The following is a 23,883-nucleotide window of genomic DNA, read 5'->3' as shown; positions in this document are numbered from 1 at the left end:
CCCTGGATGGTCATGCCTGGCTCGAATCGCGACTGGCGTGCGATCCCGTCCGGTCCTGCCGCATCTCGACGATAACGACATCCGGGCGTAAGCCTGGCGGAAGCGCGGAGTATAACAGAGCCTGTTACCACCGCATTGGTAGGACAGTGTGGCAGTTCGCAGGTTCATTGACCAGCTCCCTGTTTTTGCAGGGAGCTGGATCGATGATTTAGCGGCCCAGCTTGAGGTTATCCCAGATCGCCAGGCTGGGTTCGGCCTGGTTCAGCGTATAGAAGTGCAATCCCGGCGCACCGCCAGTCAGCAGTTCCTCGCACATCTCGCTGATTACCTGCTCGCCGAAGGCCTGGATGCTTTCCATGTCATCACCATAGGACTCCAGCTGCTTGCGAACCCAGCGCGGAATTTCGGCGCCACAGGCGTCGGAGAAGCGCGCGAGCTTGCTGTAGTTGGTGATCGGCATGATGCCCGGAACGATCGGCGTCTCCACGCCCAGCTTGCGCACGCGCTCGACGAAGTAGAAGTAGCAGTCGGCGTTGAAGAAGTACTGGGTGATGGCGCTGCTAGCGCCGGCCTTGGCCTTGCGCACGAAGTTGGCCAGGTCGTCCTCGAAGTTGCGCGCCTGCGGATGCATCTCCGGGTACGCTGCGATCTCGATGTGGAAATGATTGCCCGTTTCGCTGCGAATGAACTCCACCAGCTCGTTGGCGTAGCGCAGCTCGCCGCTGGCCATGCCCATGCCGGACGGTAGATCGCCGCGCAGCGCAACGATGCGTTTGATGCCGGCGTCCTTGTACAGATTGAGCAGCTCGCGCAGTTCCTGTTTGCCGTCGCCGACACAGGAGAGGTGCGGTGCGGTCGGCACCTTCACTTCGCCGTCGAGCTGCAGCACGGTGTTCAGGGTGCGGTCGCGGGTCGAACCACCCGCACCGTAGGTGCAGGAAAAGAAGTCCGGCTTGTATTCGGCCAGCCGACGCGCGGTGACCATCAATTTTTCATGCCCAGCGTCGGTCTTGGTGGGGAAGAACTCGAAGCTGATGGCGGGTTTCGATTGGGGTTTGCTCATGACAAATCCAGGGGCTGTCGGACAGCACGCTGCCCGAGACTTCCTTCATCGACAAAGACTGGAGGCTGGAGGCTGGATCATTTCGTCCAGCCTCCAGCCTTCCGGCCTCCAGCGGTCTTAGTAGCGGTAAGAGTCTGGCTTGAACGGCCCTTCGATCTCGACACCGATGTACTCGGCCTGGGTCGGCGTCAGGCGGGTGATGACACCACCGAAGCCCTTGACCATTTCGGCTGCGACTTCCTCGTCGAGCTTCTTCGGCAGCACCATCACCGTGACGTTCTTGGTCTTTTCGGTAACCGGCAGGTCGGCGAATTTCTCGTTGAACAGGTGGATCTGTGCGAGCACCTGGTTGGCGAACGAGCCGTCCATGATCCGGCTCGGGTGGCCGGTGGCATTGCCCAGGTTCACCAGACGGCCTTCGGCCAGCAGGATCAAGTAGTCGTCATTCTGTGCATCGAAGCTGCCAGCGCCGGTGCGGTGGATCTTGTGCACCTGCGGCTTGACCTCTTCCCACGCCCAGTTCTTGCGCATGAAGGCGGTGTCGATCTCGTTGTCGAAGTGACCGATGTTGCACACCACGGCGCGCTTCTTCAGGCCTTTGAGCATGCCGGCGTCACAGACGTTGGCGTTGCCGGTGGTGGTGACGATCAGGTCGATCTTGCCCAGCAACGCGGTGTCGATGCAGGCGTCAGTGCCGTCGTTCAGGCCGTCCTTGTACGGGGAGACCAGTTCGAAGCCGTCCATGCAGGCCTGCATCGCGCAGATCGGGTCGACTTCCGAGACCTTGACGATCATGCCCTCCTGACGCAGGGACTGTGCCGAGCCCTTGCCTACGTCGCCGTAGCCGATCACCAGCGCCTGCTTGCCCGACAGCAGGTGGTCGGTGGCGCGCTTGATCGCATCGTTGAGGCTGTGACGGCAGCCGTACTTGTTGTCGTTCTTGCTCTTGGTGACCGAGTCGTTGACGTTGATCGCTGGGATCTTCAGGGTGCCTTTCTTCAGCATGTCCTGCAGGCGATGCACGCCAGTGGTGGTTTCCTCGGTGACGCCATGCACGCGCTCGAGCACCTGCGGGTACTTGTCATGCAGGATCTGCGTCAGGTCGCCGCCGTCGTCCAGGATCATGTTGGCGTCCCACGGCTGGCCGTCCTTGAGAATGGTCTGCTCGATGCACCACTCGTACTCTTCTTCAGTCTCGCCTTTCCAGGCAAATACCGGGATACCGGCGGCAGCGATGGCGGCGGCGGCCTGATCCTGGGTCGAGAAAATGTTGCAGCTGGACCAGCGTACTTCGGCGCCGAGGGCGGTCAGCGTCTCGATCAGTACGGCGGTCTGGATGGTCATGTGGATGCAGCCAAGGATTTTCGCGCCTTTCAGCGGCTGCTCGCCAGCGTACTTGTCGCGCAGGCCCATCAGGGCAGGCATTTCCGATTCCGCGATGATGATCTCGCGACGGCCCCAAGCGGCCAGGGAAATATCGGCGACCTTGAAATCGTTAAAACCGGCAGGCGTCATGACAGCGCTCATTGAAGAGTTCTCCATTCGTTTTGTGCGAATGGGCGCCGTTGATGCGTATGGTTAACGCCCTGTCCGAGCCTGACAGGTGAAATCTGATTTGGTCCTGCTGCTGCGCGACAGATAAGCCGCGTGGCTTGCTAGATCCAAAACAGGCTTTCGCCCTGCTGCAGCGCCCCTCGGACAGGTGGCGGGCACGGCCGAACGGTGTCGGCGGTGTGAAACCCGGCGATTATAGCTGTGACTGCGGGCAATCCCAAGCCCGGCGCAGTGCTCTCGGTCAGTGAATGTCGCCGCTGGCGCGAGTGCAGATTTGGCGGACCAGCCGGCCGATGCTCAAACCCTGGACCAGAATCGAGAACAGCACGATCAGATAGGTGATGTTCAGTAGCAGATCGCGCTCGTCACTGGCTGGTAGCGCCAGCACCAGCGCCACCGAAATCCCGCCTCGCAGCCCGCCCCAGGTGAGGATGCGCACCGTGCCGTTGGGCAGTGCTCGGCCCATTTTGCGTAACAGGAAGGCTGCCGGGCCGACCGCCGCCAGGCGGGTGCCAAGGATGAGTAGCGTCACGCACAGCGCAATCAGCAGGTAATGCGCGCTGAATGGCAGCAGCACCAGCTCCATGCCGATCAGCACAAAGAGCACCGCGTTGAGGATCTCGTCGAGCAGCTCCCAGAAGTTATCGAGGTTCTCCCGGGTGTGATCCGACATCGCGTGCCGCCGACCCTGATTGCCGATGATCAACCCTGCTACCACCATGGCGATGGGGCCGGAGACGTGCAGGTGTGTGGCCAGGGTATAGCCGCCCAGGACCAGCGCGAGGGTCAGCAAGACCTCCACTTGGTATTGATCGATGCTCTTGAGCAGGGCGAAGGTCAGTGCGCCAAGCAAGGCGCCGAGCAAGATGCCGCCGCCGGCTTCTTCGAAGAACAGCCAGACGGCCTCGTTCGCCGCAGGGGCTTCTCCGCGGGCAAGCACGCCCAGCAGTACGGTGAACACCACCACCGCGACCCCGTCATTGAACAGCGACTCGCCGACGATGGTGGTTTCCAGCGCTTTTGGCGCTCCGGCCGAACGCATGATGCCGAGTACGGCGATGGGATCGGTTGGCGAGATAAGTGCGCCGAACAGTAGGCAATAGAGCAGCGGCGGCTGCTGCCCGAAAAGATCAAGAATCCACCAACTGCCGAAACCGATCACGGCCGTCGAGAACAGGACGCCTACGGTGGCTAGCAGACCGATCGACCAGCGCCGCGCACGCAGATCGGCCAGGTTGATATGCAGCGCGCCGGCAAACAGCAGAAACGACAACATGCCGTCCATCAGCAGGTGGTTGAAATCGATCCGACCAACCAGGGTTTCGATCTGTGCTTCCAGCAGCGGCAGGCCCAGCATGGTCAACCCATGCAGCAGCAGCGAAAACACCAGCGCCGTGGCCATTACACCAATGGTTGGGGGCAAACCGATGAAGCGGTAGTTGAGGTAGGCGAGCAGCGCCGTAAGGCTGATGAAAATCGCCGAAATTTCGAGCATAGAGTCCTCAGGTCAGCACCATGGGATGCAGAGTGGACTAGGTCGCGGTGCAAATGGTGCCGGGCGAATCGCGAACTCAGCCAAGGACCGACGGGTCGTACTTTAAGGTTCGGTGAACCTCGCCGGGCGAGAGACTTTCAGGAGCTGCCAACATGAACCTCTTGTTTCGTTCTGTTCTGCTAGCCATTGCGGCCGGGTTGAGTCTGCCGGCTGCCGCCAATTCCTGCTATGTCAGCGCCGAAACCTCCGGCGCGGTGCCGCCGCCGGTGGTGACCGAAAAGTGTTTTCGCTACGAAGGCATGGAAGACAACGACATCGATTGGGTCTGCCAAAACAACGAGGCGGTGAAAAACTCTCGTCGTGAAATTCTCGACAGTTGCCCGTCCGGCCATTTCGGCGTTTGTACGGCAGCGTTGACGCCCGAAACGCTCGCCAACGAACGCGCCACCGGTAGTCAGGCCAACAGCACGCCCGCGCCGACCACGGTGCCTGAACAGGCGCGTATCGTCACTTACCACTACAAGGCAACGGATCAAGCCCAGGCCAAGATCGACTGCGAAACCGCGGGCGGTGAATGGTCGCAGTAGATGGACGCGGTTTGGCGATACGGCTGGCAGGGACGATAATCGCCGGCCGTCTGTATTCCGAGTGATCGAACCATGAAGTTGTTGCCGTTGAGTATGTCGCTGGTCGCCATGTTGGCGTTGTTGGCTGGCTGTGATCGCATTGATCCCAATTCTCCACTCGGCAAACGCAAGGCCATCTACCAGCAAATGCTCGACGTCAAGGAAGACCTGGGTGGCATGCTCCGTGGGCGCCTGCCGTTCGACCCGGAAGGCTTCACCAGCGGAGCGGCGAAGCTTGATCAGCTGTCGCGTCAGCCTTGGCAGCATTACCCGGAGGTCAAGGAAGCGCTGAGCGATGCCCGTGACGATGTGTGGCAACAGCAGGAACGGTTCAACGAAATGGCCCGTGAGCTTGAAGCCCGAACTGCCGCGCTGGTTGCCGCGACTACGCAGGTGCCGGTGACGCCCGAAAGCATCGCGCCGGCGTTTCAGCAGGTAGAAGACGCGTGCGAAGCGTGCCACAAGGAATTTCGCGCCTATTGATCAAGGCGGTGCGCTACGCCGTCAGTGCTTGGCTGCCTCCAGTTGCTTGCGAGCCTGATCCAGGCGCCGCTTGCTCACTTCAATCACCTGCGGATCGCCCGTCCCCAGTGCCTCGCGCAGTTGCGCCTCGCGTGTCGTAGCCAGACGCATCGCCCGTTCGATCTCGGCGTGGTTGGGCTGTAGCGGGACGACGCCCTGGCAGCGCTCGGTCAGGTTTTGTAACTGAGCCTCCAATAGCGCTCGTTGACTGCTGTCGCCCTTCAGCCGCGCGTCCTTGATCTGCTGACTGATGCGCTCGCGCTGGTCGCTGCAGGTGGCGTCCGTCTCTGCGGCAACCGTCGTTAGTTGAGTGCCGCAAAGGCAGAGCAGCATAAAAGCGAGGAAATTGTGCTGGCCGGCCATGCACAGGTCCTTTTTCTTGTTGTGTTGTCATATGACTGGAGACGAGCGGTGAAGTGCCGCTAAAAGCCGACAATCCCGACCTCATGCAGCTGCTGACGTAGCCGGAGTACATCCGGCGCCGTGAAGAAGGCCCGCAAGTGCTGGGCGCGTGTTGCGCCAATACCGGGTTCGGCCTGCCATTGCGCCAGGCTGATGTTAGCCAGCGCGTCCCAGCTCTCAGCGGGGATTGCATCAGCGCCAGGTGGCGCGCCGAGCGCCCGTAGCCAGCTGCCGAGGGGGCGCTTGCGTGCCAGCTGGAAACTGACGATCAGGCTGCTGGCGCTGGCTTCGCCGATGCCTGGAACCTGTTGCAGGCGCCGCTGATCGAGCTGCAGCCAGTCAAGCAGATCGACGACCAGCCCAGACTCCACCAGCGCCTGCCAGGTCGCCGGACCCAACTGTGGCAGGTCGAGACCGTGCTTGCCGCTGAGCCAGGCGAGCCGTGCAACAAACTGCTGTTCGCAGCCGGGGCTGGCTTGCCAGCAACTGAGGAAATGGTAGTCGCCCGGTTTAGGCGCCTCGACTCGCCGCCGTTGCTGCATGCGCCAGACGACATGTTCGAAGCGCGGAATAGTCAGGCCGGCCAGGGCGATGGCGACCTGATCGTCTGGCCGTACGTCTTCCTGCTGCCAGCGCCTCAGTGAGCCGAGACTGACGCGGCTGACAAGGCGGTCATCCAGCTGCACCGGCTCAAGCTGCAATACCGGCGTGATTCTGCCGCTGCGACCAATGTTGAACGTGACTTCGCGCACCTGGGTGACTACTGTACGCAGCGGGTATTTCCAGGCGACCGCCCAGTGCGGTGGTTGGGCCTGCCAGCGGGAAGCGTCCGGCCGTTGGCCTTGGCGCAGCACGATGCCATCGCTGGCGAACGGCAGTCGGTGGCGATACCAGTAGTCGCGCCAATGCCCGGCTTGCTCGGTGGTTTCCAGCGGCAAGGTCAGTGCGACGCTTTCGCCGAAGCCCATTGCGACCAGGCCCGCGAGGCGTGTCTGCATGTCGATTGGGCCGTTGGGCCAGTCCCAGACGAACAGGCCGATCTGCGTCGCGGTCGCCTCATCCAACACCTGCCTCGCCATTGCTCCGGCGACACGGCTGCGCGCCCCGGCGCTGCCGGCTTCGGCCTGAACATGCTCCTGCAGGCGCCAGTACAGCTCACCTTGCAGGATCAGCTCTTCGCTTATCGGGAGTCGAAGCGGTATGGCCGGTAGCTTCCGGGCCCGGTCGGTCCAGTCCTGCCCGTGGCTGCCGTTGCCACGACTCACCATCCGGACCAGCGAGCCATCCCGGTAGTGCAGCGTCACCGCGACGCCATCCACCTTTGGCTGCACCCAAACGTCCGAGCGAGTCGCGAGCCAGTCGTTGACCGCCTCGGCATCTGCGAGCTTGGCCAGCCCGGTTTGGGCGACCGGATGAGCAACGGACCCTCCGGCGCCGTCAAGCGGGCCCGCCGCAGGGGTTGTGCTGATTGCAGCAAAGCATGCTTGCCATTGCTCCAGGCGCTGTCGGGTCTGGTCATAGATTTCGTCGTCGACCAGCGAGAGGCCGCGCCGATGGTAGGCGTCGTCCCACTGTGTCACTTGATCGGCCAAGGCTGCGATTTCGGTTTCGGCGCGGCGGTTTGGCCAGTCGGGGCAATCGGCTATTGCCAGGGAAGAGAGGGTGCAGAACGTGAGCGCGATGAGGCGTTGCATTGATAGAGCATCCTTGCTCGTTGGCGGCAGAACCCATTCTGCCCAGTTGGGGCAGCTCGGGCCGTGCGCTAACGCATGTTGAACAGTTCCTGGTGGAAATCGCCAGCTGGCAGGCCGTGCTCGATCAGATCCTGGCGCAGTTCACTGCCGAAACTCGCCGGCCCGCAGAACCAGACGTCACGTTGCCGCCAGTCCGGAATTACCTGGCGGACCTGGCTAGGCGTGAGCCGACCATGCTCCGCTGCCACCTGTATATGCAGGCGTATTCGCGCGGACCCTGCGAGCGCTTGTAGCTGTGCGATGAAGCGTTGGTCCGGTGCGCTGGTGCAATAGAACAGATCGATGTTGTTGTTCTTGTCGCTGCTCGCCAGCGTCTGCAGACGGCTGATGAAGGGGGCGATGCCGATGCCGCCTGCTACCCAGATCTGCCCCGGCTTATGTCCGCGGAAGTCAAAGCAGCCGTAAGGGCCTTCTACCGTAACTGCATCGCCGTTGTGTAGGGTTTGCGGCAAGCGACGGGTGTAGTCCCCGAGTCCCTTGATCGAGAAGGAGAGCTTGCCGTCGTTCTGCCAAGCGCTGGAAAGACTGAAGGGATGTGGTCCTTCCTGTTGGTCGAAGCTGGCAAAGGCGAATTGTCCAGGTTTGTGACCGGGCCAGGGCCCTTCCAGCGCCACATCCACACGCAGGACCTGGTTGTCGGGGTGGTAGCTCAGGCCATCGACGCGGCCGATGACCTGATGTGCGCGTCCGACCTGACGCAGCAGCGAGACACAAGCGGCGAGGGTCCCGCCAATAAGCAACGAAGCTATCACCACACCCAGTGGTGAGGACCAATAGGCGGGCGGCATCAGCAAGAGGCTGTGTACGACCAGCACCAGATAGACCAGCGCCAGCCAACGATGGGTTTTGAAGAACCAGCGGTACGGGAACTGTTTGATCAGCGCGAGAACGATCAGTAACGCCGCTAGATAGAAAGCCCATTCGCCGATGTCCTCAGCGAACCCCCGCTGTGCATGTAACCAGCCGAGCAGGCCGTCCTCGGCTCGGCCGGCGCCGCGCCGAGCAGGGCCGGCGAGCCAGCCAAATTTCACCAGCCATTTCGGAATCTGCGCCCAGCCCCAATGCACGGTTGATACCACCAACGCGCCGATCCCCAGCCATTTATGCAGCCGGTAACTCTTGTCCAGGCCGCCCAGCAGGCGCTCCAGCCACTGGGGCCGGATGGCGAGGTAGATCGCTACGCTCATTGCAGTGATCGAGAGGACACCAGTGTAGTGAACCATGTCCGCGCGCAGCGGCCAGAAACGGGAGTAGTCGCCTGGGACGACGCCAGCGGTCGTGAGCCATAAAAGGGTCACGATTACGAATAGCGTGACGAAGGCCAGTCTGATCCGTTGCATGCTCTGCTCCTCCTATTGTGCTGACGGCTCGAGAAGCATGCGCTTGCGATGCAGTGGTGGGCATGATCGTTATCAACGGCATTGATTAGTGAGCTAATCAACTGCACCGTACAATCGTCAGCCAAATGTCTTGCGGAGTGATTCATCAGTGCAACCCGTGATCACCATCGAGCACCTCACCAAGACCTACGCCTCGGGGCATCCAGCGCTCAAGCAGATCGATCTGGAGATCCACAAGGGCGAGATCTTCGCCCTACTCGGGCCCAACGGTGCAGGCAAAACCACGCTGATCAGCATCATCTGCGGCATCGTCAATCCCGGTAGCGGTCGAGTGCGGGTCGATGGCTTCGACATCATCGACGATTACCGCGCCGCACGATCCAAGATCGGCCTGGTGCCACAAGAACTCTTTAACGAAGGCTTCGAGAGTGTCTGGGCGACGGTGCGCTTTTCCCGCGGACTGTTCGGCAAGGCGCCGGATGACGCCTATCTGGAAAAGCTGCTGCGTGATCTCTCGCTGTGGGACAAGAAGAGCGCGCGCATCATCGAACTGTCTGGCGGCATGAAGCGACGAGTGATGATCGCCAAGGCGCTGTCGCACGAACCGAGCATCCTGTTTCTCGATGAGCCCACCGCAGGGGTCGACGTTGAGTTGCGGCGCGATATGTGGGAAATGGTGCGCGGCCTGCGCGAGCGCGGCGTGACCATCATCCTCACCACCCACTACATCGAAGAGGCCGAGGAGATGGCCGACCGCATCGGGGTGATCAGCAAGGGCGAAATCATCTTGGTCGAGGATAAAAAGGCATTGATGCAGAAGCTCGGCAAGAAGCAGCTGACCCTGCATCTGCAACGACCGCTTGCAGAAATTCCTACGGATCTGGCCGATTATCCGCTCGAGCTGGTCGATTCCGGCAATCAGTTGGTGTTCACCTTCGATGCCCAGCACGAGGACACCGGCATTGCCGAACTGCTCAGGCGCCTGGCGGTACACAAAATCGATTTCAAGGATCTGCAGTCGAGTCAGAGTTCGCTGGAAGAAATCTTCGTCAGCTTGGTAAAAGGCAGCCGCACATGAATTTCCACGCAATTCGCGCCATCTACCTGTTCGAGCTGGCGCGCACCTGGCGCACGCTGCTACAAAGCATCGCCACGCCGGTCATATCCACTTCGTTGTATTTCGTCGTTTTCGGCTCGGCCATCGGCTCGCGGATGGAGGCCATGCACGGTATCCCTTACGGTGCCTTCATCATTCCCGGCCTGATCATGATGGCGCTGCTTACCGAGAGCATTTCCAATGCCTCCTTCGGCATCTATATGCCGCGCTATTCGGGGACCATCTACGAAGTGCTCTCGGCGCCAGTGTCGTACCTTGAGATTGTCATCGGCTATGTCGGCGCCGCGGCGACCAAATCGATCATTCTTGGCTTGGTGATTCTGCTGACGGCCCGCTTGTTCGTCGATTACGAGATTGCGCATCCGTGGGTGATGGCGCTGTTCCTGGTACTCACCGCGGTGACCTTCTGCCTGTTCGGTTTCATCATCGGCATCTGGGCGGACGGGTGGGAAAAGCTGCAGATCGTGCCGTCGCTGATCGTTATGCCACTGGCCTTTCTCGGCGGCAGCTTCTATTCCATCGAAATGCTTCCGCCAGTCTGGCAGAAGGTCACGCTGTTCAATCCGGTGGTGTACCTGATCAGCGGCTTCCGTTGGAGCTTCTACGGGGTTTCCGACGTCAACGTCGGGATCAGCCTGGCGATGACGCTGGGCTTCCTGGCGCTGTGTCTGGGCTTGATCTGGTGGATCTTCAAGACGGGTTATCGGTTGAAGAACTGAGCCGGGCGGGGTTTCTCCATTCGCTGGCGCAGGTCCGTGGTGGTGGGCTGAAGCCCACCCTACGGGTTGTTGGTGCGGGTCGAGGCCGAAGCGGTGCTGGGGGGGCGTCGGCCTTGTCGGGGTGGCAGATAACCGTCACACCTGTAAAAAAGCCCCGTCCGGCTTTCGCTGGCGGGGCTTTTTCATGTGGTTGGCCGTCTCGTAGGGTGGGTCGGGCGGCGTTCCGCTTCAGCCCACCGAGTTGGCGACAGCTCCGTAGGGTGGGCTAAAGCCCACCCTACGGATTGGAGGCGGGTCAGAGCCCGGCAGCGGCGCGCAGGGCCTCGGCCTTATCAGTCTTTTCCCAGGTGAAGGCGGTGAAGGTGTCGCCACCTACCGTCATTTCATATGGTTCGCGCCCGAAGTGACCATAGGCTGCTGTGGCTTTGTACATCGGGTGCAGCAGGTCGAGCATGGTGGTGATCGCGTAGGGACGCAGATCGAAATGCTCGCGGACCAAGGCAACGATTTTTTCGTCGCTGAGCTTGCCAGTGCCGAAAGTGTTGATCGAGATCGAGGTCGGCTGGGCCACGCCGATGGCGTAGGAGACCTGGATTTCGCAGCGTTCGGCCAGACCGGCAGCAACGATGTTCTTCGCCACATAACGGCCCGCGTAGGCAGCTGAACGGTCGACCTTGGACGGGTCCTTGCCGGAGAAGGCGCCGCCGCCATGACGGGCCATACCGCCGTAGGTGTCGACGATGATCTTGCGCCCGGTCAGGCCGCAGTCGCCCACCGGGCCGCCGATGATGAACTGGCCGGTCGGGTTGATGTGGAACTGGGTGTCCTTGTGCAGCAGTTCGGCCGGGATCACGTGCTTGACGATCAGCTCCATCACCGCTTCCTTGAGGTCGGAATGCTTGACCTCCGGGTTGTGCTGGGTGGAGAGCACGATGGCGTCGATACCGACGACTTTGCCGCCTTCGTAGCGGCAGGTGACCTGGCTCTTGGCGTCCGGACGCAGCCACGGCAGCAGGCCGTTCTTGCGCGCTTCAGCCTGGCGCTCGACCAGTGCATGGGAGAAGCGGATTGGAGCCGGCATCAGCACGTCGGTTTCGTTGCTGGCGTAGCCGAACATCAGGCCCTGATCGCCGGCGCCCTGGTCTTCCGGCTTGCTACGGTCGACGCCCTGGGCGATGTCCACGGACTGCTTGCCGATGATGTTGATGATGCCGCAGGTGGCGCCATCGAAGCCGACTTCCGAGCTGTTGTAGCCGATGTCGACGATAACGTCGCGCACCAGCTGCTCGAGGTCGACCCAGGCGCTGGTGGTGACTTCGCCGGCGACGATGGCGACGCCGGTCTTGACCATAGTTTCGCAGGCCACGCGGGCGTGTTTGTCCTCAGCGATGATGGCGTCCAGCACCGCATCGGAGATCTGGTCGGCGATCTTGTCCGGGTGCCCTTCGGACACGGACTCGGAGGTGAAAATCGAATATTCGCTCATCTATCGGTTCCTAATTACCGGTGGGTGAGTCGGCTGTCAGGAGCTGGCCGGGAAAAGTACCGGGCCTGGATCTGAAAACCGTTCTTCAAGCCAATGTAGAGGCTCTCGCCGGGCGTGAGCCCCGCGGCATCGGCCCAACGGGCCAGATCGTCCTGTTCGAAACCCAACCACAGATCGCCGCAGGCCTCCCTGGCCCAACTCTGGTTATGGCTGCACAGTTCGGTGATCAGCAGGCTCCCGCCCACGTTCACCAGCCGTGCCAGTTGCTTGAGTGCTTCACCCGGCGCGGCCAGATGATGCAAAACCATGTTCAGCACAACGCAATCGGCCGACGGACATTCGTCCTGCAATGCGTCAGCAAGTTTCAGCTCGACATTGCCCAGTGCGTCGCGCTCGCAGCGCGACCGAGCCAGTTCGAGCATGGCCGGGCTGTTGTCCACCGCGACCACTTGGGCGAATCGATGGGCCAACTCCGGCAGAAAGCTGCCGTCGCCCGGGCCGACTTCGAGCGCTGTGGAATCCGCTGACACATTCAGCGCATCGAGCAGCGCGACCACGCTGTCGCGGTACTGAGGCAGGCCGGCAATCAAGTCCTGCCGTGCCTGAAAGCTGCCGGCCATCCGTGCAAAGAAGTCTTCGCTGGCGGCGCTGCGCTGGGCATGCACCGCCCCGATGCGCGCCTGCACATCGAGTGGCAGGCTCAGCTGGTCCACTTCGTCCAGCAGCGCGGCATGCAGCTTGCCGCCGAGGCTGTCGGGTTGGGGCAGGGCGCGGCGGTAAAAGATCGCGTTGCCTTCACGGCGGGTTGCCAGCAGGCCGGCTTGAGTCAGCACCTTGAGGTGATGGCTGATGCCGGACTGGCCTGTGGCGAAGATCTGCGCCAGTTCGAGCACCCCGAACGAATCGCTGGCTAGCGCGCGTAGAACGTTCAGGCGCAGCGAGTCGCCGCCGGCCTTGCACAGGGCGGCGAGCTGATCGCTGTCATCGAAGGAGATCTGGGGAATACGCAGGCTCATAGGCCGCGCAGTCTAGTCGGTCGTTTTTCGTCCAGCAATGGCAATATCAAAAAGTTTTGATATTGGACAAGCGGGTCAGTTCACCAAGCTGGTGATGCCCATGCCGCACGACACCAGCCCGAGGGCCAGCAGGAAGAAGCTCGGGAGTAGATCGAGTACGCGCTGTAACCGATCGAGATTGGACAGGCGTCTCGAAACCAGGCTGTAGGTAACCAGAATCGATATATCGACCAAGGCCCAGATGGCGATCAATGCCACCGCCTGCGGCGCAAATGGCTGGGTGGGCAGGATGAAGCCCGGCAAGAACGCGAGAAAGAACAGGATGTCCTTCGGGTTCGAGAGACCGACCGCCATGGCCCGCCAGAAATAATGAGCGTGTGGGCGTTCCTGCTCCGGCGCTTCGTCATTCCCGCCGCAGAGACCGTCTGCGCCAAGCCAGATCAGGTAGAGCCCACCGATCACCTGGCCCCATTCGAGAATGACTGGCTCCAGATCCAGCGCCAGATAGATCATTACCAGCGCGACGATCATCAGCACTTGCGCAGAAATCACTCCGCCGAGAATGGTCCACGCGGGCCAGCTGCGCCGCGCATCGGCAATTACCAGCGCGACGACCGGGCCCGGTGAGGCAATCAGGAGCGCGACCGCCGCGGCAAAGGCTAGATAGGTGGCGTTCATAGTTCGGTCACTAATTCGAATATGCGTGACGCTTTGCCCAGTCGCTCGGTATAGAAACGCAGGTTGCAGGTGGCGAAGGTGCGTTGCATCCAGCGGTCATTGCCATCGAAGTGGGCAGTGAAGGGGCTGCGTGCATGGGCGGTGCGACGGTTGTCGATGATCAGCAGATCGCCGCGGCTGAGCCGCACCGGCTCGACCACCTCCCAGGCAACGCCGCGCAAGGTATCCAGCGCGCGTTGGGCACGCTCGCTATAGGCGACCATGAAGTGCGGGTCGAAGCGAAAGAAAGGGGCATCGGGGTCGCCGTACAGAACGGTCTGATGCTTGTTGATATCGATGCGCTGGTTCTTCTCGCTGGCGCCGTAGTCGGAGAAGAAGTTGTACGGCTCATTGAGCAAGAACGCCTGTTGTTCATAGCTCAACCGCTCAAGGATGCGGTCGACCGAGGCAATGTAGGTGATCGCCTCGGCTGCGGGGTCTTGGCGCAGACAAAGCAGCAGCAGGTAGTCCGGCTGGATCGCGTGAAAGGCGTTCTCGGTGTGCAGGTCGAGCTCGGTGTCGAAGCTGTCCGAGGTGGCGGCACGCGATTGCATCTGCTGGGGGAAGAAGTTGTTGACGATGGCGCCACCGGATTCCTGTACATAGCCGATCGGCTCGCCGAGCAGTGCGGTGGCCTGCAGCAATAGCCGTTCGCTGGTGTCGTCCGGCTTGCGGAGCTCGGAGCGGGAGGCTGGGGTCGAGGGAATCTCACCGATTGCCGTGCCGTCCAGCAGCAGGTAGCCGCTCGGATTGCCGAACAGCTTGAACTCGAGAATCCGCGCAATCTGCTCCTGGCTCAGGCCGCCGTTTCGGATGCTGGCAGACAAAAGTAGGTCAAAGTCGCGATTGGACATGTCATTCTTCCCTGCACATGTATACGAGGCGCGTGCCTCTTCTTATGAGTCGAAGCCACTGCATTGCTGGCCCGCTTGCTGGCGCAGTATTGGTGGGGTTCGGAGGGTTGCAAAATGGAAAAAAGGTCCGTCTGCGATGAGTTTTACTCATGCCGGAGCGGGGCAGCATGACGCTCAGGATGCCACCCCTGTACGCATTGCGGGCCTTCGAGGTGGCGGCGCGATTCGGTTCTTTCACTCAGGCGGCCGAAAGCCTGTGCATCACTCAGAGCGCAGTCAGCCGGCACGTGAAAACACTGGAGGAAAACCTTGGCTGTCAATTGTTCGAGCGGCGCGGCTCGCGTCTCGCGCTCACCGACACCGGACGGCTGTTGGCACAGGAGCTCAAGGTTGGTTTCCGCACCCTCGAAAACGCCTGCATTGCAGTCAATCGTCAGCAGGACGCGCTCCGGCTGAAAGCGCCGTCCACCTTGACCATGCGATGGCTGCTGGGCGCGCTGGAAGATTTTCAGCTCACACACCCGCAGAATCGGGTGCAGCTCACCAGTGCCTGGATGGACCTGGATGCGGTGGATTTCCATAACGAGCCGTTCGATTGCGCGATCCTGTTGGGCCACGGTGGCTTTCCGGCCGACTGGAACCGGGTCAAGTTATTCGATGAGTGGCTGGTGCCGGTGTGCTCACCGGAGGTGCTTGGCGATACGCGTTGGACCGCTACCCAGCTGGCCTCTGCTGAACTGATCCATCCATCACGCGACTGCCGCGATTGGCGGCGGTGGCTGCAGCGGGTCGGGCTGATCGATGCCGTCGCCTGGCAACAGGGCAAGCTGTTCGATACGTTGGAACTAGGCATTTCCGCTGCAGCGCAGGGGCATGGCGTTTCGATCGGTGACCTGGCGCTGGTCGCTGCCGAACTGCACAAGGGCTCGCTGATGCTGCCATTCGACACAGCGGTACGTTCCGGTGACAGCTACTACCTGGTCTGGCCCGCCGCCGGCGAGACGCCGATAACCCTGACCCATATGAAGAATTACCTGCTTGAGCATCTGCCGGATATCGGCAGTCGTGGTGTCAGCCTGCTCGACTGATTGGTGGAGCGACTTATTTCAGTCATTGCCCCGCCACCCTCGGTAGGGGAAAATGGCCGCCTTTTTCCAAGTACACCCCCCGCAGGAGATTCAGCGATGCCCAGCCGTCGTGAGCGAGCCAATGCCATCCGCGCCCTCAGCATGGATGCTGTGCAGAAAGCCAACAGCGGCCACCCGGGTGCCCCCATGGGCATGGCGGACATCGCCGAGGTTCTCTGGCGCGACCATCTGAAGCACAGCCCGACCAACCCTCTGTGGGCGGACCGCGATCGTTTCGTGCTGTCCAACGGCCACGGCTCGATGCTGATCTACTCGTTGCTGCACCTGACCGGCTACGACCTGTCGATCGACGACCTGAAAAACTTCCGTCAGCTGCACAGCAAGACGCCGGGCCATCCCGAGTTCGGCTACACCGCAGGTGTCGAGACCACCACCGGCCCGCTGGGCCAGGGCCTGGCCAATGCCGTTGGTTTTGCCCTGGCGGAAAAGGTCATGGCTGCGCAGTTCAACCGCGACGGGCACAAGATTGTCGACCACCACACCTATGTGTTCATGGGCGACGGCTGCCTGATGGAAGGCATTTCCCATGAAGTCTGCTCGCTGGCCGGCACGCTGGGCCTGAGCAAGCTCATAGGCTTCTATGACGACAACGGCATCTCCATCGATGGCGAAGTGCATGGCTGGTTTACCGATGACACCCCGCGCCGCTTCGAAGCCTATGGCTGGCAGGTGATTCGCAACGTCAACGGTCACGACGCCGAGGAAATCCAGATCGCTTTGGAGACCGCCCGCAAGAGCGACCGTCCGACACTGATCTGCTGCAAGACCGTCATCGGCTTTGGTTCGCCGAACAAGCAGGGCAAGGAAGAGTCCCACGGCGCCGCGCTGGGTGATGCCGAAATCGCCCTGACCCGCGAAGCGCTGGGCTGGAACCACGGCCCGTTCGAGATTCCGGCCGAGATCTACGCCGAGTGGGACGCCAAGCAGAAGGGTGCTGACGCCGAAAACGAATGGAACAAGCGCTTCGCTGCCTACGAGTCCGAATTCCCGGCGCTGGCGTCCGAGTTCAAGCGGCGCATGGCGGGCGAGCTGCCGGCTGACTTCGCCGAAAAGGCCTCCGAGTTCATCCGTGAAGTCGCTACCAAGGGCGAAACCATCGCCAGCCGCAAGGCCAGCCAGAATTGCCTGAATGCCTTCGGCCCGCTGCTGCCTGAACTGCTCGGCGGTTCGGCGGACCTCGCCGGTTCCAACCTGACCCTGTGGAAGGGCTGCAAGCCGGTGGTGGCCGAGGATGCCTCGGGCAATTACATGTACTACGGCGTGCGCGAGTTCGGCATGAGCGCCATCATGAACGGTGTTGCTTTGCACGGCGGGCTGATCCCTTACGGCGCGACCTTCCTGATGTTCATGGAATACGCCCGCAACGCCGTGCGCATGTCGGCGCTGATGAAGCAGCGGGTGCTTTACGTCTTCACCCACGATTCCATTGGTCTGGGCGAAGACGGCCCGACTCACCAGCCAATCGAGCAGCTGACCAGCTTGCGCACCACGCCGAACCTGGATACCTGGCGCCCGGCTGATACCGTCGAATCCGCGGTGGCCTGGAAGCACGCGGTCGAGCGCAAGGACGGTCCGAGTGCGCTGATCTTCTCGCGTCAGAACCTGCCGTATCACATCCGCGACAACGAAACCGAAGCGTCCATTTCCAAGGGTGGCTACATCCTCAAGAATTGCGTCGGCGAGCCTGAGCTGATCCTCATCTCCACCGGTTCGGAAGTCGGTCTGGCCGTTCAGGCGTACGACAAGCTCACCGAGCAGGGCCGCAACGTGCGTGTCGTCTCGATGCCGTGCACCAGCGTCTTCGACGCCCAGGACGCGTCCTGGAAGCAGCACGTGCTGCCGGTTGAAGTCGGCGCGCGCATCGCGATCGAAGCAGCGCACGCGGACTACTGGTACAAGTACCTCGGGCTCGACGGTCGCATCATCGGCATGACCACCTACGGCGAGTCGGCCCCGGCCGGTCAGCTGTTCGAGGAATTCGGCTTTACCGTCGAGAACATCCTCGCGGTTGCCGAAGAGCTGCTGGAAGACTGATTCCAGCTGCCGCGGTTGGTCTTCAATCAGTAGGGGCGGGCTTACTCGCGAGGCGTCCATGACGCGCTCGCGAGCAAGAACCAGGCGTCTCTCTCGCGCCTACGAGACAGCGGAAGCTATATGTCCAATCGTCCCTATCGCATCGCGCTCAACGGCTACGGCCGTATCGGCCGCTGCGTGCTGCGTGCATTTTACGAGCGCGATGCCGCGTTCGATTTCGAAATTGTCGCCCTCAATGACCTCGCCGATATGGCGAGTCTCGAATACCTCACTCGCTTCGACTCCACGCACGGCCGCTTCCCCGGAGAGGTGAAAGTGGAAGGCGACTGCCTGCATATCAACGGTCATTGCGTGAAGGTGTTGCGCCACTCGACGCCGGAAGCGGTCGATTGGCGAGCGCTAGGTGTGGATCTGGTGCTGGAATGCTCCGGTGCCTATAACACCCGCAGCGAAGCCCAGCGATTCATCAACGCCGGAGCACCGCGCGTGCTGTTCTCTCAGCCCATGAGCGGTGCGGCGGACGTCGACGCCACGGTGGTCATGGGCATCAATCACGAGCGTTTGAGTGGAGCGGAGCGGCTGGTGTCCAACGCATCCTGTACCACCAACTGTGGTGTGCCGCTGCTCAAGCTGCTCAATGATGCGATAGGGCTCGACTACGTTTCGATCACCACCATCCATTCGGCAATGAACGATCAGCCGGTCATTGACGCTTATCACCATGACGATCTGCGCCGCACCCGCTCTGCGTTTCAATCCGTGATTCCGGTGTCCACCGGGCTTGCGAAAGGCATTGAGCGACTGTTGCCGGAACTCTCGGGGCGGATTCAGGCCAAAGCGGTGCGGGTGCCCACGGTGAACGTGTCCTGCCTGGATATCACCTTGCAGATGTCCCGCGATACCGATGCTCAGACGATCAACCGGATCCTGCGCGAAGCCGCGGAGTCCGGGCCGCTACATGGCCTGCTTGCGTACACCGAGCTGCCCCATGCCAGTTGTGATTTCAACCACGACCCGCATTCGGCAATCGTCGATGGCAGCCTGACGCGCGCGTCCGGACCTCGATTGGTGAATCTGCTGGCCTGGTTCGACAATGAATGGGGTTTCGCCAATCGTATGCTCGACGTGGCCGATCACTACCTGCGTGTTGCCCACCGCGCCTAGCGGGCCGCCGTTCACAATCGCCGTTCTTGAACTTAAGGAAGATCACATGACCGTTTTGAAGATGACCGACCTCGACCTCCAGGGTAAGCGCGTGCTGATCCGCGAGGATCTCAACGTGCCGGTGAAGGACGGCGCGGTGAAAAGCGATGCACGCATCCTGGCCTCGCTGCCGACCATCAAGCTGGCGCTGGAGAAAGGCGCTGCCGTGCTGGTTTGCTCGCACCTGGGTCGCCCGGAAGAGGGTGTCTACAGCGAGGAAGACAGCTTGAAGCCGGTTGCCGACTACCTGAGCAAGGCGCTAAACCGCGAAGTCCCGCTGATCAAGGATTATCTCGAAGGCGTGCAGGTGCAGCCCGGCGAGCTGGTACTGCTGGAGAACGTTCGCTTCAACACCGGTGAAAAGAAGAACACTGACGAGCTGGCGCAGAAGTACGCGGCGCTGTGCGACGTCTTCGTCATGGATGCCTTCGGTACCGCCCATCGTGCCCAGGGTTCTACCCATGGCGTGGCTAAATTCGCCAAGGTCGCCTGTGCCGGCCCGCTGCTCGCCGAAGAGCTGGATGCGCTGGGCAAGGCGCTGAAAAGCCCGGCCCAGCCAATGGCCGCCATCGTCGCCGGCTCCAAGGTGTCGACCAAGCTGGACGTGCTCAACAGCCTGAGCCAGGTCTGCAACCAGCTGATCGTCGGTGGCGGCATCGCCAATACTTTCCTCGCGGCTGCTGGTTTCCCGGTCGGTAAGTCGCTGTATGAAGCCGATCTGGTCGACACGGCTAAAGCCATCGCGGCCAAGGTCAGCGTGCCGCTGCCGGTCGATGTGGTGGTCGCGAAGGCCTTTGCAGAAGATGCCGAAGCCACCGTCAAGGCGGTCGCCGACGTCGCCGAGGACGACATGATTCTGGACATCGGCCCGCAGACCGCAGCCAACTTTGCCGAGCTGCTGAAGTCGTCGAAGACCATCCTCTGGAATGGTCCGGTCGGCGTGTTCGAATTCGATCAGTTCGGCAACGGCACCAAGGTGCTGGCCCAGGCCATCGCTGAAAGCCCGGCGTTTTCCATCGCCGGTGGCGGTGACACCTTGGCAGCGATCGACAAGTACGGTGTCGCTGAGCAGATCTCCTATATCTCCACGGGCGGCGGCGCTTTCCTCGAGTTCGTCGAAGGTAAGGTTCTGCCAGCTGTTGAAGTGCTGGAGCAGCGCGCGAACTAAAACCGCTAATGGCCTTTTGTCGCTACAAACGTAACGGCAGAAGCAACCCCTGCGACTGGTTGCTGTCTCTGTTCTGTCCAGACGAGGAATGGAGACTCACCATGCGTTACGCCGCAATAGCTGTTTGCTGCATTGGCCTGGCCGGTTGTGCCGGAGGTTCGCCGGACTCGCTCTGCGAAGTAATCGACCCACCACCGGTACAGAGCCCGACTGCGCAAAACGATCAACGCATCGAAATGCAGAGCACGGGCGACCCAACTGCAGGCACCGCCGCGGATGTGCAGGATTGTTCCTGAGCCAGCAAGGAGGACCCATGAAAGGTCTGCTCATTCCGATGGCTGCATTACTGCTCGGCGGGTGCGGGCACTGGCAATCCGGACCGGATGCACCCTTTGTAGTTTGGAAGTGCCAGAGCGAGCAAAACATCGCGTGGCGCTATGCTGATGAAAGCCACCAGATGGTGGAGCTGAAAATTGGCGACAGCCAGCAGGTTCACAGGTTGCGCAAGGAACCGGTGACCCGTGGTGCTTTCTATAGCGATGGTGTTGTTGCCTTCCACGACAAGGGGACTGGCGCGCTGGTTTATCGGCTGGCTGATGACAAGCTGCTCGCCCATGGTTGCAGCGCGTCGCTGATCAATATCTGATCCAAAAAAAGCGGGCGAATCCTCTGTTTTAAGGCGTTTTTACCGGGTCTGATGGCTTTTGAGCCGTCCACCACTACAATGCCGCGCCATACCGCGCGGTGCTTGAACACCGTCAGCCCCTGCGGCAGGCTTTACACGATTAATCGACCCTAACCGGGAGAAAGGAAAACATGGCACTCATCAGCATGCGCCAGATGCTCGACCACGCCGCCGAATTCGGCTACGGCGTGCCGGCCTTCAACGTAAACAACCTCGAGCAGATGCGAGCCATCATGGAAGCGGCCGACAAGACCGACTCCCCGGTGATCGTCCAGGCTTCGGCCGGTGCTCGCAAATATGCCGGCGCGCCGTTTCTGCGCCACCTGATCCTTGCCGCGGTGGAAGAATTCCCGCATATCCCGGTGGTTATGCACCAGGATCACGGCACCAGCCCGGACATCTGCCAGCGCTCGATCCAGCTGGGCTTCAGCTCGGTCATGATGGATGGCTCGCTGCGTGAAGACGGCAAGACGCCGTCCGATTACGAATACAACGTCCGCGTCACTCAGCAGACCGTCGCTTTCGCCCACGCTTGTGGCGTGTCGGTAGAGGGTGAGCTGGGCTGCCTGGGTTCGCTGGAAACCGGTATGGCCGGTGAAGAAGACGGCGTCGGTGCAGAAGGCACCCTGGATCACAGCCAACTGCTGACCGATCCGGAAGAAGCCGCTGACTTCGTCGCCAAGACCAAGGTCGACGCCCTGGCCATTGCCATCGGCACCAGCCACGGCGCCTACAAGTTCACCAAGCCGCCAACCGGTGACACGCTGTCGATCCAGCGCATCAAGGAAATCCACCAGCGCATTCCCGATACCCACCTGGTGATGCACGGCTCCTCCTCCGTCCCGCAGGAGTGGCTGAAAATCATCAACGAGTACGGTGGTGACATCAAGGAAACCTACGGCGTGCCGGTCGAGGAGATCGTCGAAGGCATCAAGTACGGCGTACGCAAGGTGAACATCGACACCGACCTGCGTCTGGCGTCCACCGGTGCGATTCGCGAGTTCATGGCGAAGAACCCAGCCGAATTTGACCCGCGCAAATACCTGGCGAAGACCGTGACCGCCATGCGCGACATCTGCATCGCGCGTTATGAAGCCTTCGGTACCGCCGGCAATGCATCTAAGATCAAGCCGATCTCCCTGGAAGGGATGTTCGAGCGTTACGCGCGCGGCGAGCTGGACCCCAAGGTCAACTGAGTCGCTGCGTTGAATAACAAGCCCGCCTAGTGCGGGCTTGTTGCGTTTGGTCGCGCAGCTCCTGCGGTCAGGCGAGCAGCTGCTGAATCCGGCTGCGCAAGGAGTCCAACGAGAATGGCTTGGCCAGAATCGGCGCGGAGTGCGCGATTTCGCTGCCAGATTCGTGGATCTCGATCGGGTAGCCGCTAATGAAGATCACCTTGAGGTCGGGGCGCAGCTTTAATGCGGGCTCGGCGATCTTTACGCCGGATACGCCCCCAGGAAGACGAAAATCAGTCACCAGCAGATCGAGTTGCGGCTTTGTCGCCAGGATCTTAAAGGCTCGCGGCGCATCTGCCGCCTCCAGCACCTTATAGCCTTCGTCAGCGAGGTAATCAGACAGCAGGGAAAGGATGTGAGGTTCGTCTTCGACGAGTAGAACGACTTTCTTATGTGCTTGGCTCATCGGAGCGATTCTCGATGTGTTTCATAAACATAGTGCGGTAGGGGTATTAATTCACGCGGATCAGCGTTGGAGCGAGTGCCGCTGCGCAAGTTCAGCGATGTGCAGCTGCTCGTCAACCGTTTGCCGCGATTTAGCGAGCTTTTCGCGATGCCCCATGCATTGGCAACCGACAGACGAGTAGTTAGGCTCGCCTTTTCATCGCTGGAGTTCCCTCATGCCTGACGAAAATCATCGCGCTATTTCGGAACTGACGCTGGACGACTATCGCGCCAACGCCGAGGCCTTTCGCGATGGGACTCGAGATCACGACGTCAGCCAGAACATCGATGCTTTACTGCGGCACATCGAGGGCAAGGCGCCGCTGCGTATTCTCGATCTCGGCTGTGGGCCAGGGCGGGATCTCAAAGCCTTTACTGCGCGTGGGCATATTGCGGTCGGCCTTGATGGCGCAGAACCGTTCGTGACAATGGCACGTGCCGAAACGGGTTGTGACGTGCTGCATCAAAACTTGCTCGAACTGGATCTTCCCGCCGATTCGTTCGACGGTATTTTTGCCAATGCCGTGCTGTTTCATCTGCCCAGTGGCGAAATTGCCAGCGTCTTGTCGAAGCTGCGCGAGGCACTGCGTTCGTCCGGCGTCCTGTTTTGCTCCAATCCACGTGGCGATAATCAGGAAGGTTGGAGCGGCGCACGCTACGGCAGCTGGTATGACTGGCCGACGTGGCAACGCTTGCTGCAGTCAGTCGGGTTCATCGAACTGGAGCATTACTATCGCCCGTCAGGGCTGCCGCGCGAGCAACAGCCGTGGCTTGCAAGCGTCTGGCGCAAGGCTTGAGCGCTCGACAGCGAACTTCGTTTTTTGTTCGTCAGCAACGCAGAATGCATGCCGTAAGCGTAACCGTCATGCGTTTTGCATGCGTACAAAACGCTATTATGTGACGCAAGTCGCTGAAATGATGCGGATTTTTATGGTTGCTCGGTTGGCATGATCGATGCTCTAGCTAGGTACGCTGGAACATAACCGGAGTACACAATAATGATTGCCGCTGAAAAAGTTCTCTCTGCCGCGTTTCCCGAGTTCGAAGTCGTCACCGCGCCCCGGCCGGATGGCGGGCTCCTGCTAACGCTTCGTAACGATGATCGGGACGTCATCAAACGGGCTCTGTCCAAAGGACAGACCCAGACGAACATCCAGCTTGAGTGGGTCATCAGTTCGGTCCGCCGTGACCTGGCGCTGGAAGCGGGAATGTCGCCGGCCATCGCCCGGTTGCAGAGCCAGAGCCGCACTGGACTGCCCACCTACGACTACGCCTGAATCAAGCGGCAGGTCTGCACCGCT

Annotated in this window: 24 protein-coding genes and 1 riboswitch; of the genes, 13 read left to right on the top strand and 11 right to left on the bottom strand. The window is 61.1% G+C overall.

Annotation, left to right across the window (positions count from 1 at the left end):
* Positions 1–208: 208 nt before the first annotated feature.
* The 3 genes from metF to BUE09_RS02580 all read right to left on the bottom strand — a co-directional run bounded on the left by metF (position 209) and on the right by BUE09_RS02580 (position 4,112).
* Positions 209–1,063 (bottom strand): methylenetetrahydrofolate reductase [NAD(P)H], encoded by an 855-nt coding sequence (gene metF / locus BUE09_RS02590; RefSeq protein WP_073299149.1) that lies wholly within the window; start codon positions 1,061–1,063, stop codon positions 209–211.
* A 117-nt stretch (positions 1,064–1,180) separates the two neighbouring features.
* Positions 1,181–2,590, bottom strand: a complete 1,410-nt coding sequence (gene ahcY, locus BUE09_RS02585) for an adenosylhomocysteinase (protein WP_073299148.1) — start codon at positions 2,588–2,590, stop codon at positions 1,181–1,183.
* Positions 2,591–2,613: 23 nt separating this feature from the next.
* Positions 2,614–2,765, bottom strand: a riboswitch (S-adenosyl-L-homocysteine riboswitch).
* Between the two features lie 93 nt (positions 2,766–2,858).
* The gene (locus BUE09_RS02580) at positions 2,859–4,112 is read right to left on the bottom strand and encodes a cation:proton antiporter (RefSeq protein WP_073299147.1); all 1,254 of its coding nucleotides are present in this window, start codon (positions 4,110–4,112) and stop codon (positions 2,859–2,861) included.
* A 152-nt stretch (positions 4,113–4,264) separates the two neighbouring features.
* On the opposite strand from BUE09_RS02580, the gene BUE09_RS02575 reads away from it, so the two are divergent.
* Complete coding sequence (locus BUE09_RS02575; protein ID WP_073299146.1) at positions 4,265–4,699, top strand: hypothetical protein; 435 nt, start codon at positions 4,265–4,267, stop codon at positions 4,697–4,699.
* A gap of 72 nt (positions 4,700–4,771) precedes the next feature.
* Positions 4,772–5,221: a c-type cytochrome gene (locus tag BUE09_RS02570; RefSeq protein ID WP_073299145.1), complete on the top strand. Its 450-nt coding sequence runs from the start codon at positions 4,772–4,774 to the stop codon at positions 5,219–5,221.
* 21 nt (positions 5,222–5,242) lie between these two features.
* Here BUE09_RS02570 and BUE09_RS02565 read toward each other — a convergent pair whose 3' ends face one another.
* From BUE09_RS02565 to BUE09_RS02555, 3 genes are all read right to left on the bottom strand, one after another.
* Complete coding sequence (locus BUE09_RS02565; RefSeq protein WP_073299144.1) at positions 5,243–5,623, bottom strand: DUF1090 family protein; 381 nt, start codon at positions 5,621–5,623, stop codon at positions 5,243–5,245.
* A gap of 59 nt (positions 5,624–5,682) precedes the next feature.
* Positions 5,683–7,356, bottom strand: a complete 1,674-nt coding sequence (gene ligB / locus BUE09_RS02560; RefSeq protein ID WP_073299143.1) for an NAD-dependent DNA ligase LigB — start codon at positions 7,354–7,356, stop codon at positions 5,683–5,685.
* A 68-nt stretch (positions 7,357–7,424) separates the two neighbouring features.
* A complete protein-coding gene (locus BUE09_RS02555) occupies positions 7,425–8,756 on the bottom strand; it encodes a ferredoxin reductase family protein (RefSeq protein WP_073299142.1) in 1,332 nt (443 codons plus the stop codon).
* A 148-nt stretch (positions 8,757–8,904) separates the two neighbouring features.
* Here BUE09_RS02555 and BUE09_RS02550 point away from each other — a divergent pair, with 148 nt between their 5' ends.
* Together BUE09_RS02550 and BUE09_RS02545 are read left to right on the top strand one after the other, a co-directional pair.
* On the top strand, positions 8,905–9,834 hold the full coding sequence (locus BUE09_RS02550; RefSeq protein ID WP_073299141.1) for an ABC transporter ATP-binding protein: 930 nt from the start codon (positions 8,905–8,907) through the stop codon (positions 9,832–9,834).
* Positions 9,831–10,592: an ABC transporter permease gene (locus tag BUE09_RS02545; protein WP_073299140.1), complete on the top strand. Its 762-nt coding sequence runs from the start codon at positions 9,831–9,833 to the stop codon at positions 10,590–10,592. The genes BUE09_RS02550 and BUE09_RS02545 overlap by 4 nt, the downstream gene beginning before the upstream one ends.
* Before the next feature lie 295 nt (positions 10,593–10,887).
* Here the strand turns inward: BUE09_RS02545 and metK are convergent, their stop codons facing one another.
* The 4 genes from metK to BUE09_RS02525 all read right to left on the bottom strand — a co-directional run bounded on the left by metK (position 10,888) and on the right by BUE09_RS02525 (position 14,665).
* Entirely contained in the window at positions 10,888–12,078 is a 1,191-nt protein-coding gene (gene metK, locus BUE09_RS02540) for a methionine adenosyltransferase (protein WP_073299139.1), read from the bottom strand.
* Positions 12,079–12,092: 14 nt separating this feature from the next.
* Entirely contained in the window at positions 12,093–13,094 is a 1,002-nt protein-coding gene (locus tag BUE09_RS02535; RefSeq protein WP_073299138.1) for an ArsR/SmtB family transcription factor, read from the bottom strand.
* 75 nt (positions 13,095–13,169) lie between these two features.
* Positions 13,170–13,772, bottom strand: a complete 603-nt coding sequence (locus tag BUE09_RS02530) for a LysE family translocator (protein ID WP_073299137.1) — start codon at positions 13,770–13,772, stop codon at positions 13,170–13,172.
* Positions 13,769–14,665: a TauD/TfdA family dioxygenase gene (locus BUE09_RS02525; RefSeq protein ID WP_073299136.1), complete on the bottom strand. Its 897-nt coding sequence runs from the start codon at positions 14,663–14,665 to the stop codon at positions 13,769–13,771. The genes BUE09_RS02530 and BUE09_RS02525 overlap by 4 nt, the downstream gene beginning before the upstream one ends.
* Positions 14,666–14,832: 167 nt before the next feature.
* Here BUE09_RS02525 and BUE09_RS02520 point away from each other — a divergent pair, with 167 nt between their 5' ends.
* From BUE09_RS02520 to fba, 7 genes are all read left to right on the top strand, one after another.
* Positions 14,833–15,753, top strand: a complete 921-nt coding sequence (locus BUE09_RS02520; protein ID WP_231975545.1) for a LysR substrate-binding domain-containing protein — start codon at positions 14,833–14,835, stop codon at positions 15,751–15,753.
* Positions 15,754–15,849: 96 nt separating this feature from the next.
* Complete coding sequence (gene tkt / locus BUE09_RS02515; RefSeq protein WP_073299134.1) at positions 15,850–17,847, top strand: transketolase; 1,998 nt, start codon at positions 15,850–15,852, stop codon at positions 17,845–17,847.
* Positions 17,848–17,967: 120 nt separating this feature from the next.
* On the top strand, positions 17,968–19,011 hold the full coding sequence (epd, locus tag BUE09_RS02510) for an erythrose-4-phosphate dehydrogenase (RefSeq protein WP_073299133.1): 1,044 nt from the start codon (positions 17,968–17,970) through the stop codon (positions 19,009–19,011).
* A 46-nt stretch (positions 19,012–19,057) separates the two neighbouring features.
* Positions 19,058–20,218: a phosphoglycerate kinase gene (locus tag BUE09_RS02505; RefSeq protein ID WP_073299132.1), complete on the top strand. Its 1,161-nt coding sequence runs from the start codon at positions 19,058–19,060 to the stop codon at positions 20,216–20,218.
* 101 nt (positions 20,219–20,319) lie between these two features.
* A complete protein-coding gene (locus tag BUE09_RS02500) occupies positions 20,320–20,514 on the top strand; it encodes a hypothetical protein (protein ID WP_073299131.1) in 195 nt (64 codons plus the stop codon).
* Between the two features lie 17 nt (positions 20,515–20,531).
* Positions 20,532–20,864: an MliC family protein gene (locus BUE09_RS02495; RefSeq protein WP_073299130.1), complete on the top strand. Its 333-nt coding sequence runs from the start codon at positions 20,532–20,534 to the stop codon at positions 20,862–20,864.
* 170 nt (positions 20,865–21,034) lie between these two features.
* Complete coding sequence (gene fba / locus BUE09_RS02490; RefSeq protein WP_073299129.1) at positions 21,035–22,099, top strand: class II fructose-bisphosphate aldolase; 1,065 nt, start codon at positions 21,035–21,037, stop codon at positions 22,097–22,099.
* 67 nt (positions 22,100–22,166) lie between these two features.
* Here the strand turns inward: fba and BUE09_RS02485 are convergent, their stop codons facing one another.
* Positions 22,167–22,544 carry a response regulator gene (locus BUE09_RS02485; RefSeq protein ID WP_073299128.1) on the bottom strand — a complete coding sequence of 126 codons (378 nt, stop codon included), beginning with the start codon at positions 22,542–22,544 and terminating at the stop codon, positions 22,167–22,169.
* 214 nt (positions 22,545–22,758) lie between these two features.
* Between BUE09_RS02485 and BUE09_RS02480 the strand changes: the two genes are divergently transcribed.
* Together BUE09_RS02480 and BUE09_RS02475 are read left to right on the top strand one after the other, a co-directional pair.
* Positions 22,759–23,379: a class I SAM-dependent methyltransferase gene (locus tag BUE09_RS02480; RefSeq protein ID WP_073299127.1), complete on the top strand. Its 621-nt coding sequence runs from the start codon at positions 22,759–22,761 to the stop codon at positions 23,377–23,379.
* Positions 23,380–23,580: 201 nt separating this feature from the next.
* On the top strand, positions 23,581–23,859 hold the full coding sequence (locus BUE09_RS02475; RefSeq protein ID WP_073299126.1) for a DUF3509 domain-containing protein: 279 nt from the start codon (positions 23,581–23,583) through the stop codon (positions 23,857–23,859).
* Positions 23,860–23,883: the final 24 nt, after the last annotated feature.

It is taken from the genome of Stutzerimonas xanthomarina DSM 18231 (genome assembly GCF_900129835.1).
Classification (GTDB): domain Bacteria; phylum Pseudomonadota; class Gammaproteobacteria; order Pseudomonadales; family Pseudomonadaceae; genus Stutzerimonas; species Stutzerimonas xanthomarina.
The sequence above is the reverse complement of the archived record's forward strand: the minus strand, read 5'-3'. Positions and strand labels throughout refer to the sequence as shown.

Excerpts from the sequence above, each read along its gene's own strand:
- metF (WP_073299149.1), bottom strand. The coding sequence starts at position 1,063 with ATGAGCAAACCCCAATCGAAACCCGCCATCAGCTTCGAGTTCTTCCCC.
- ahcY (WP_073299148.1), bottom strand. The coding sequence starts at position 2,590 with ATGAGCGCTGTCATGACGCCTGCCGGTTTTAACGATTTCAAGGTCGCC.
- BUE09_RS02580 (WP_073299147.1), bottom strand. The coding sequence starts at position 4,112 with ATGCTCGAAATTTCGGCGATTTTCATCAGCCTTACGGCGCTGCTCGCC.
- BUE09_RS02575 (WP_073299146.1), top strand. The coding sequence starts at position 4,265 with ATGAACCTCTTGTTTCGTTCTGTTCTGCTAGCCATTGCGGCCGGGTTG.
- BUE09_RS02570 (WP_073299145.1), top strand. The coding sequence starts at position 4,772 with ATGAAGTTGTTGCCGTTGAGTATGTCGCTGGTCGCCATGTTGGCGTTG.
- BUE09_RS02565 (WP_073299144.1), bottom strand. The coding sequence starts at position 5,623 with ATGGCCGGCCAGCACAATTTCCTCGCTTTTATGCTGCTCTGCCTTTGC.
- ligB (WP_073299143.1), bottom strand. The coding sequence starts at position 7,356 with ATGCAACGCCTCATCGCGCTCACGTTCTGCACCCTCTCTTCCCTGGCA.
- BUE09_RS02555 (WP_073299142.1), bottom strand. The coding sequence starts at position 8,756 with ATGCAACGGATCAGACTGGCCTTCGTCACGCTATTCGTAATCGTGACC.
- BUE09_RS02545 (WP_073299140.1), top strand. The coding sequence starts at position 9,831 with ATGAATTTCCACGCAATTCGCGCCATCTACCTGTTCGAGCTGGCGCGC.
- metK (WP_073299139.1), bottom strand. The coding sequence starts at position 12,078 with ATGAGCGAATATTCGATTTTCACCTCCGAGTCCGTGTCCGAAGGGCAC.
- BUE09_RS02535 (WP_073299138.1), bottom strand. The coding sequence starts at position 13,094 with ATGAGCCTGCGTATTCCCCAGATCTCCTTCGATGACAGCGATCAGCTC.
- BUE09_RS02530 (WP_073299137.1), bottom strand. The coding sequence starts at position 13,772 with ATGAACGCCACCTATCTAGCCTTTGCCGCGGCGGTCGCGCTCCTGATT.
- BUE09_RS02525 (WP_073299136.1), bottom strand. The coding sequence starts at position 14,665 with ATGTCCAATCGCGACTTTGACCTACTTTTGTCTGCCAGCATCCGAAAC.
- BUE09_RS02520 (WP_231975545.1), top strand. The coding sequence starts at position 14,833 with ATGACGCTCAGGATGCCACCCCTGTACGCATTGCGGGCCTTCGAGGTG.
- tkt (WP_073299134.1), top strand. The coding sequence starts at position 15,850 with ATGCCCAGCCGTCGTGAGCGAGCCAATGCCATCCGCGCCCTCAGCATG.
- epd (WP_073299133.1), top strand. The coding sequence starts at position 17,968 with ATGTCCAATCGTCCCTATCGCATCGCGCTCAACGGCTACGGCCGTATC.
- BUE09_RS02505 (WP_073299132.1), top strand. The coding sequence starts at position 19,058 with ATGACCGTTTTGAAGATGACCGACCTCGACCTCCAGGGTAAGCGCGTG.
- BUE09_RS02500 (WP_073299131.1), top strand. The coding sequence starts at position 20,320 with ATGCGTTACGCCGCAATAGCTGTTTGCTGCATTGGCCTGGCCGGTTGT.
- BUE09_RS02495 (WP_073299130.1), top strand. The coding sequence starts at position 20,532 with ATGAAAGGTCTGCTCATTCCGATGGCTGCATTACTGCTCGGCGGGTGC.
- fba (WP_073299129.1), top strand. The coding sequence starts at position 21,035 with ATGGCACTCATCAGCATGCGCCAGATGCTCGACCACGCCGCCGAATTC.
- BUE09_RS02485 (WP_073299128.1), bottom strand. The coding sequence starts at position 22,544 with ATGAGCCAAGCACATAAGAAAGTCGTTCTACTCGTCGAAGACGAACCT.
- BUE09_RS02480 (WP_073299127.1), top strand. The coding sequence starts at position 22,759 with ATGCCTGACGAAAATCATCGCGCTATTTCGGAACTGACGCTGGACGAC.
- BUE09_RS02475 (WP_073299126.1), top strand. The coding sequence starts at position 23,581 with ATGATTGCCGCTGAAAAAGTTCTCTCTGCCGCGTTTCCCGAGTTCGAA.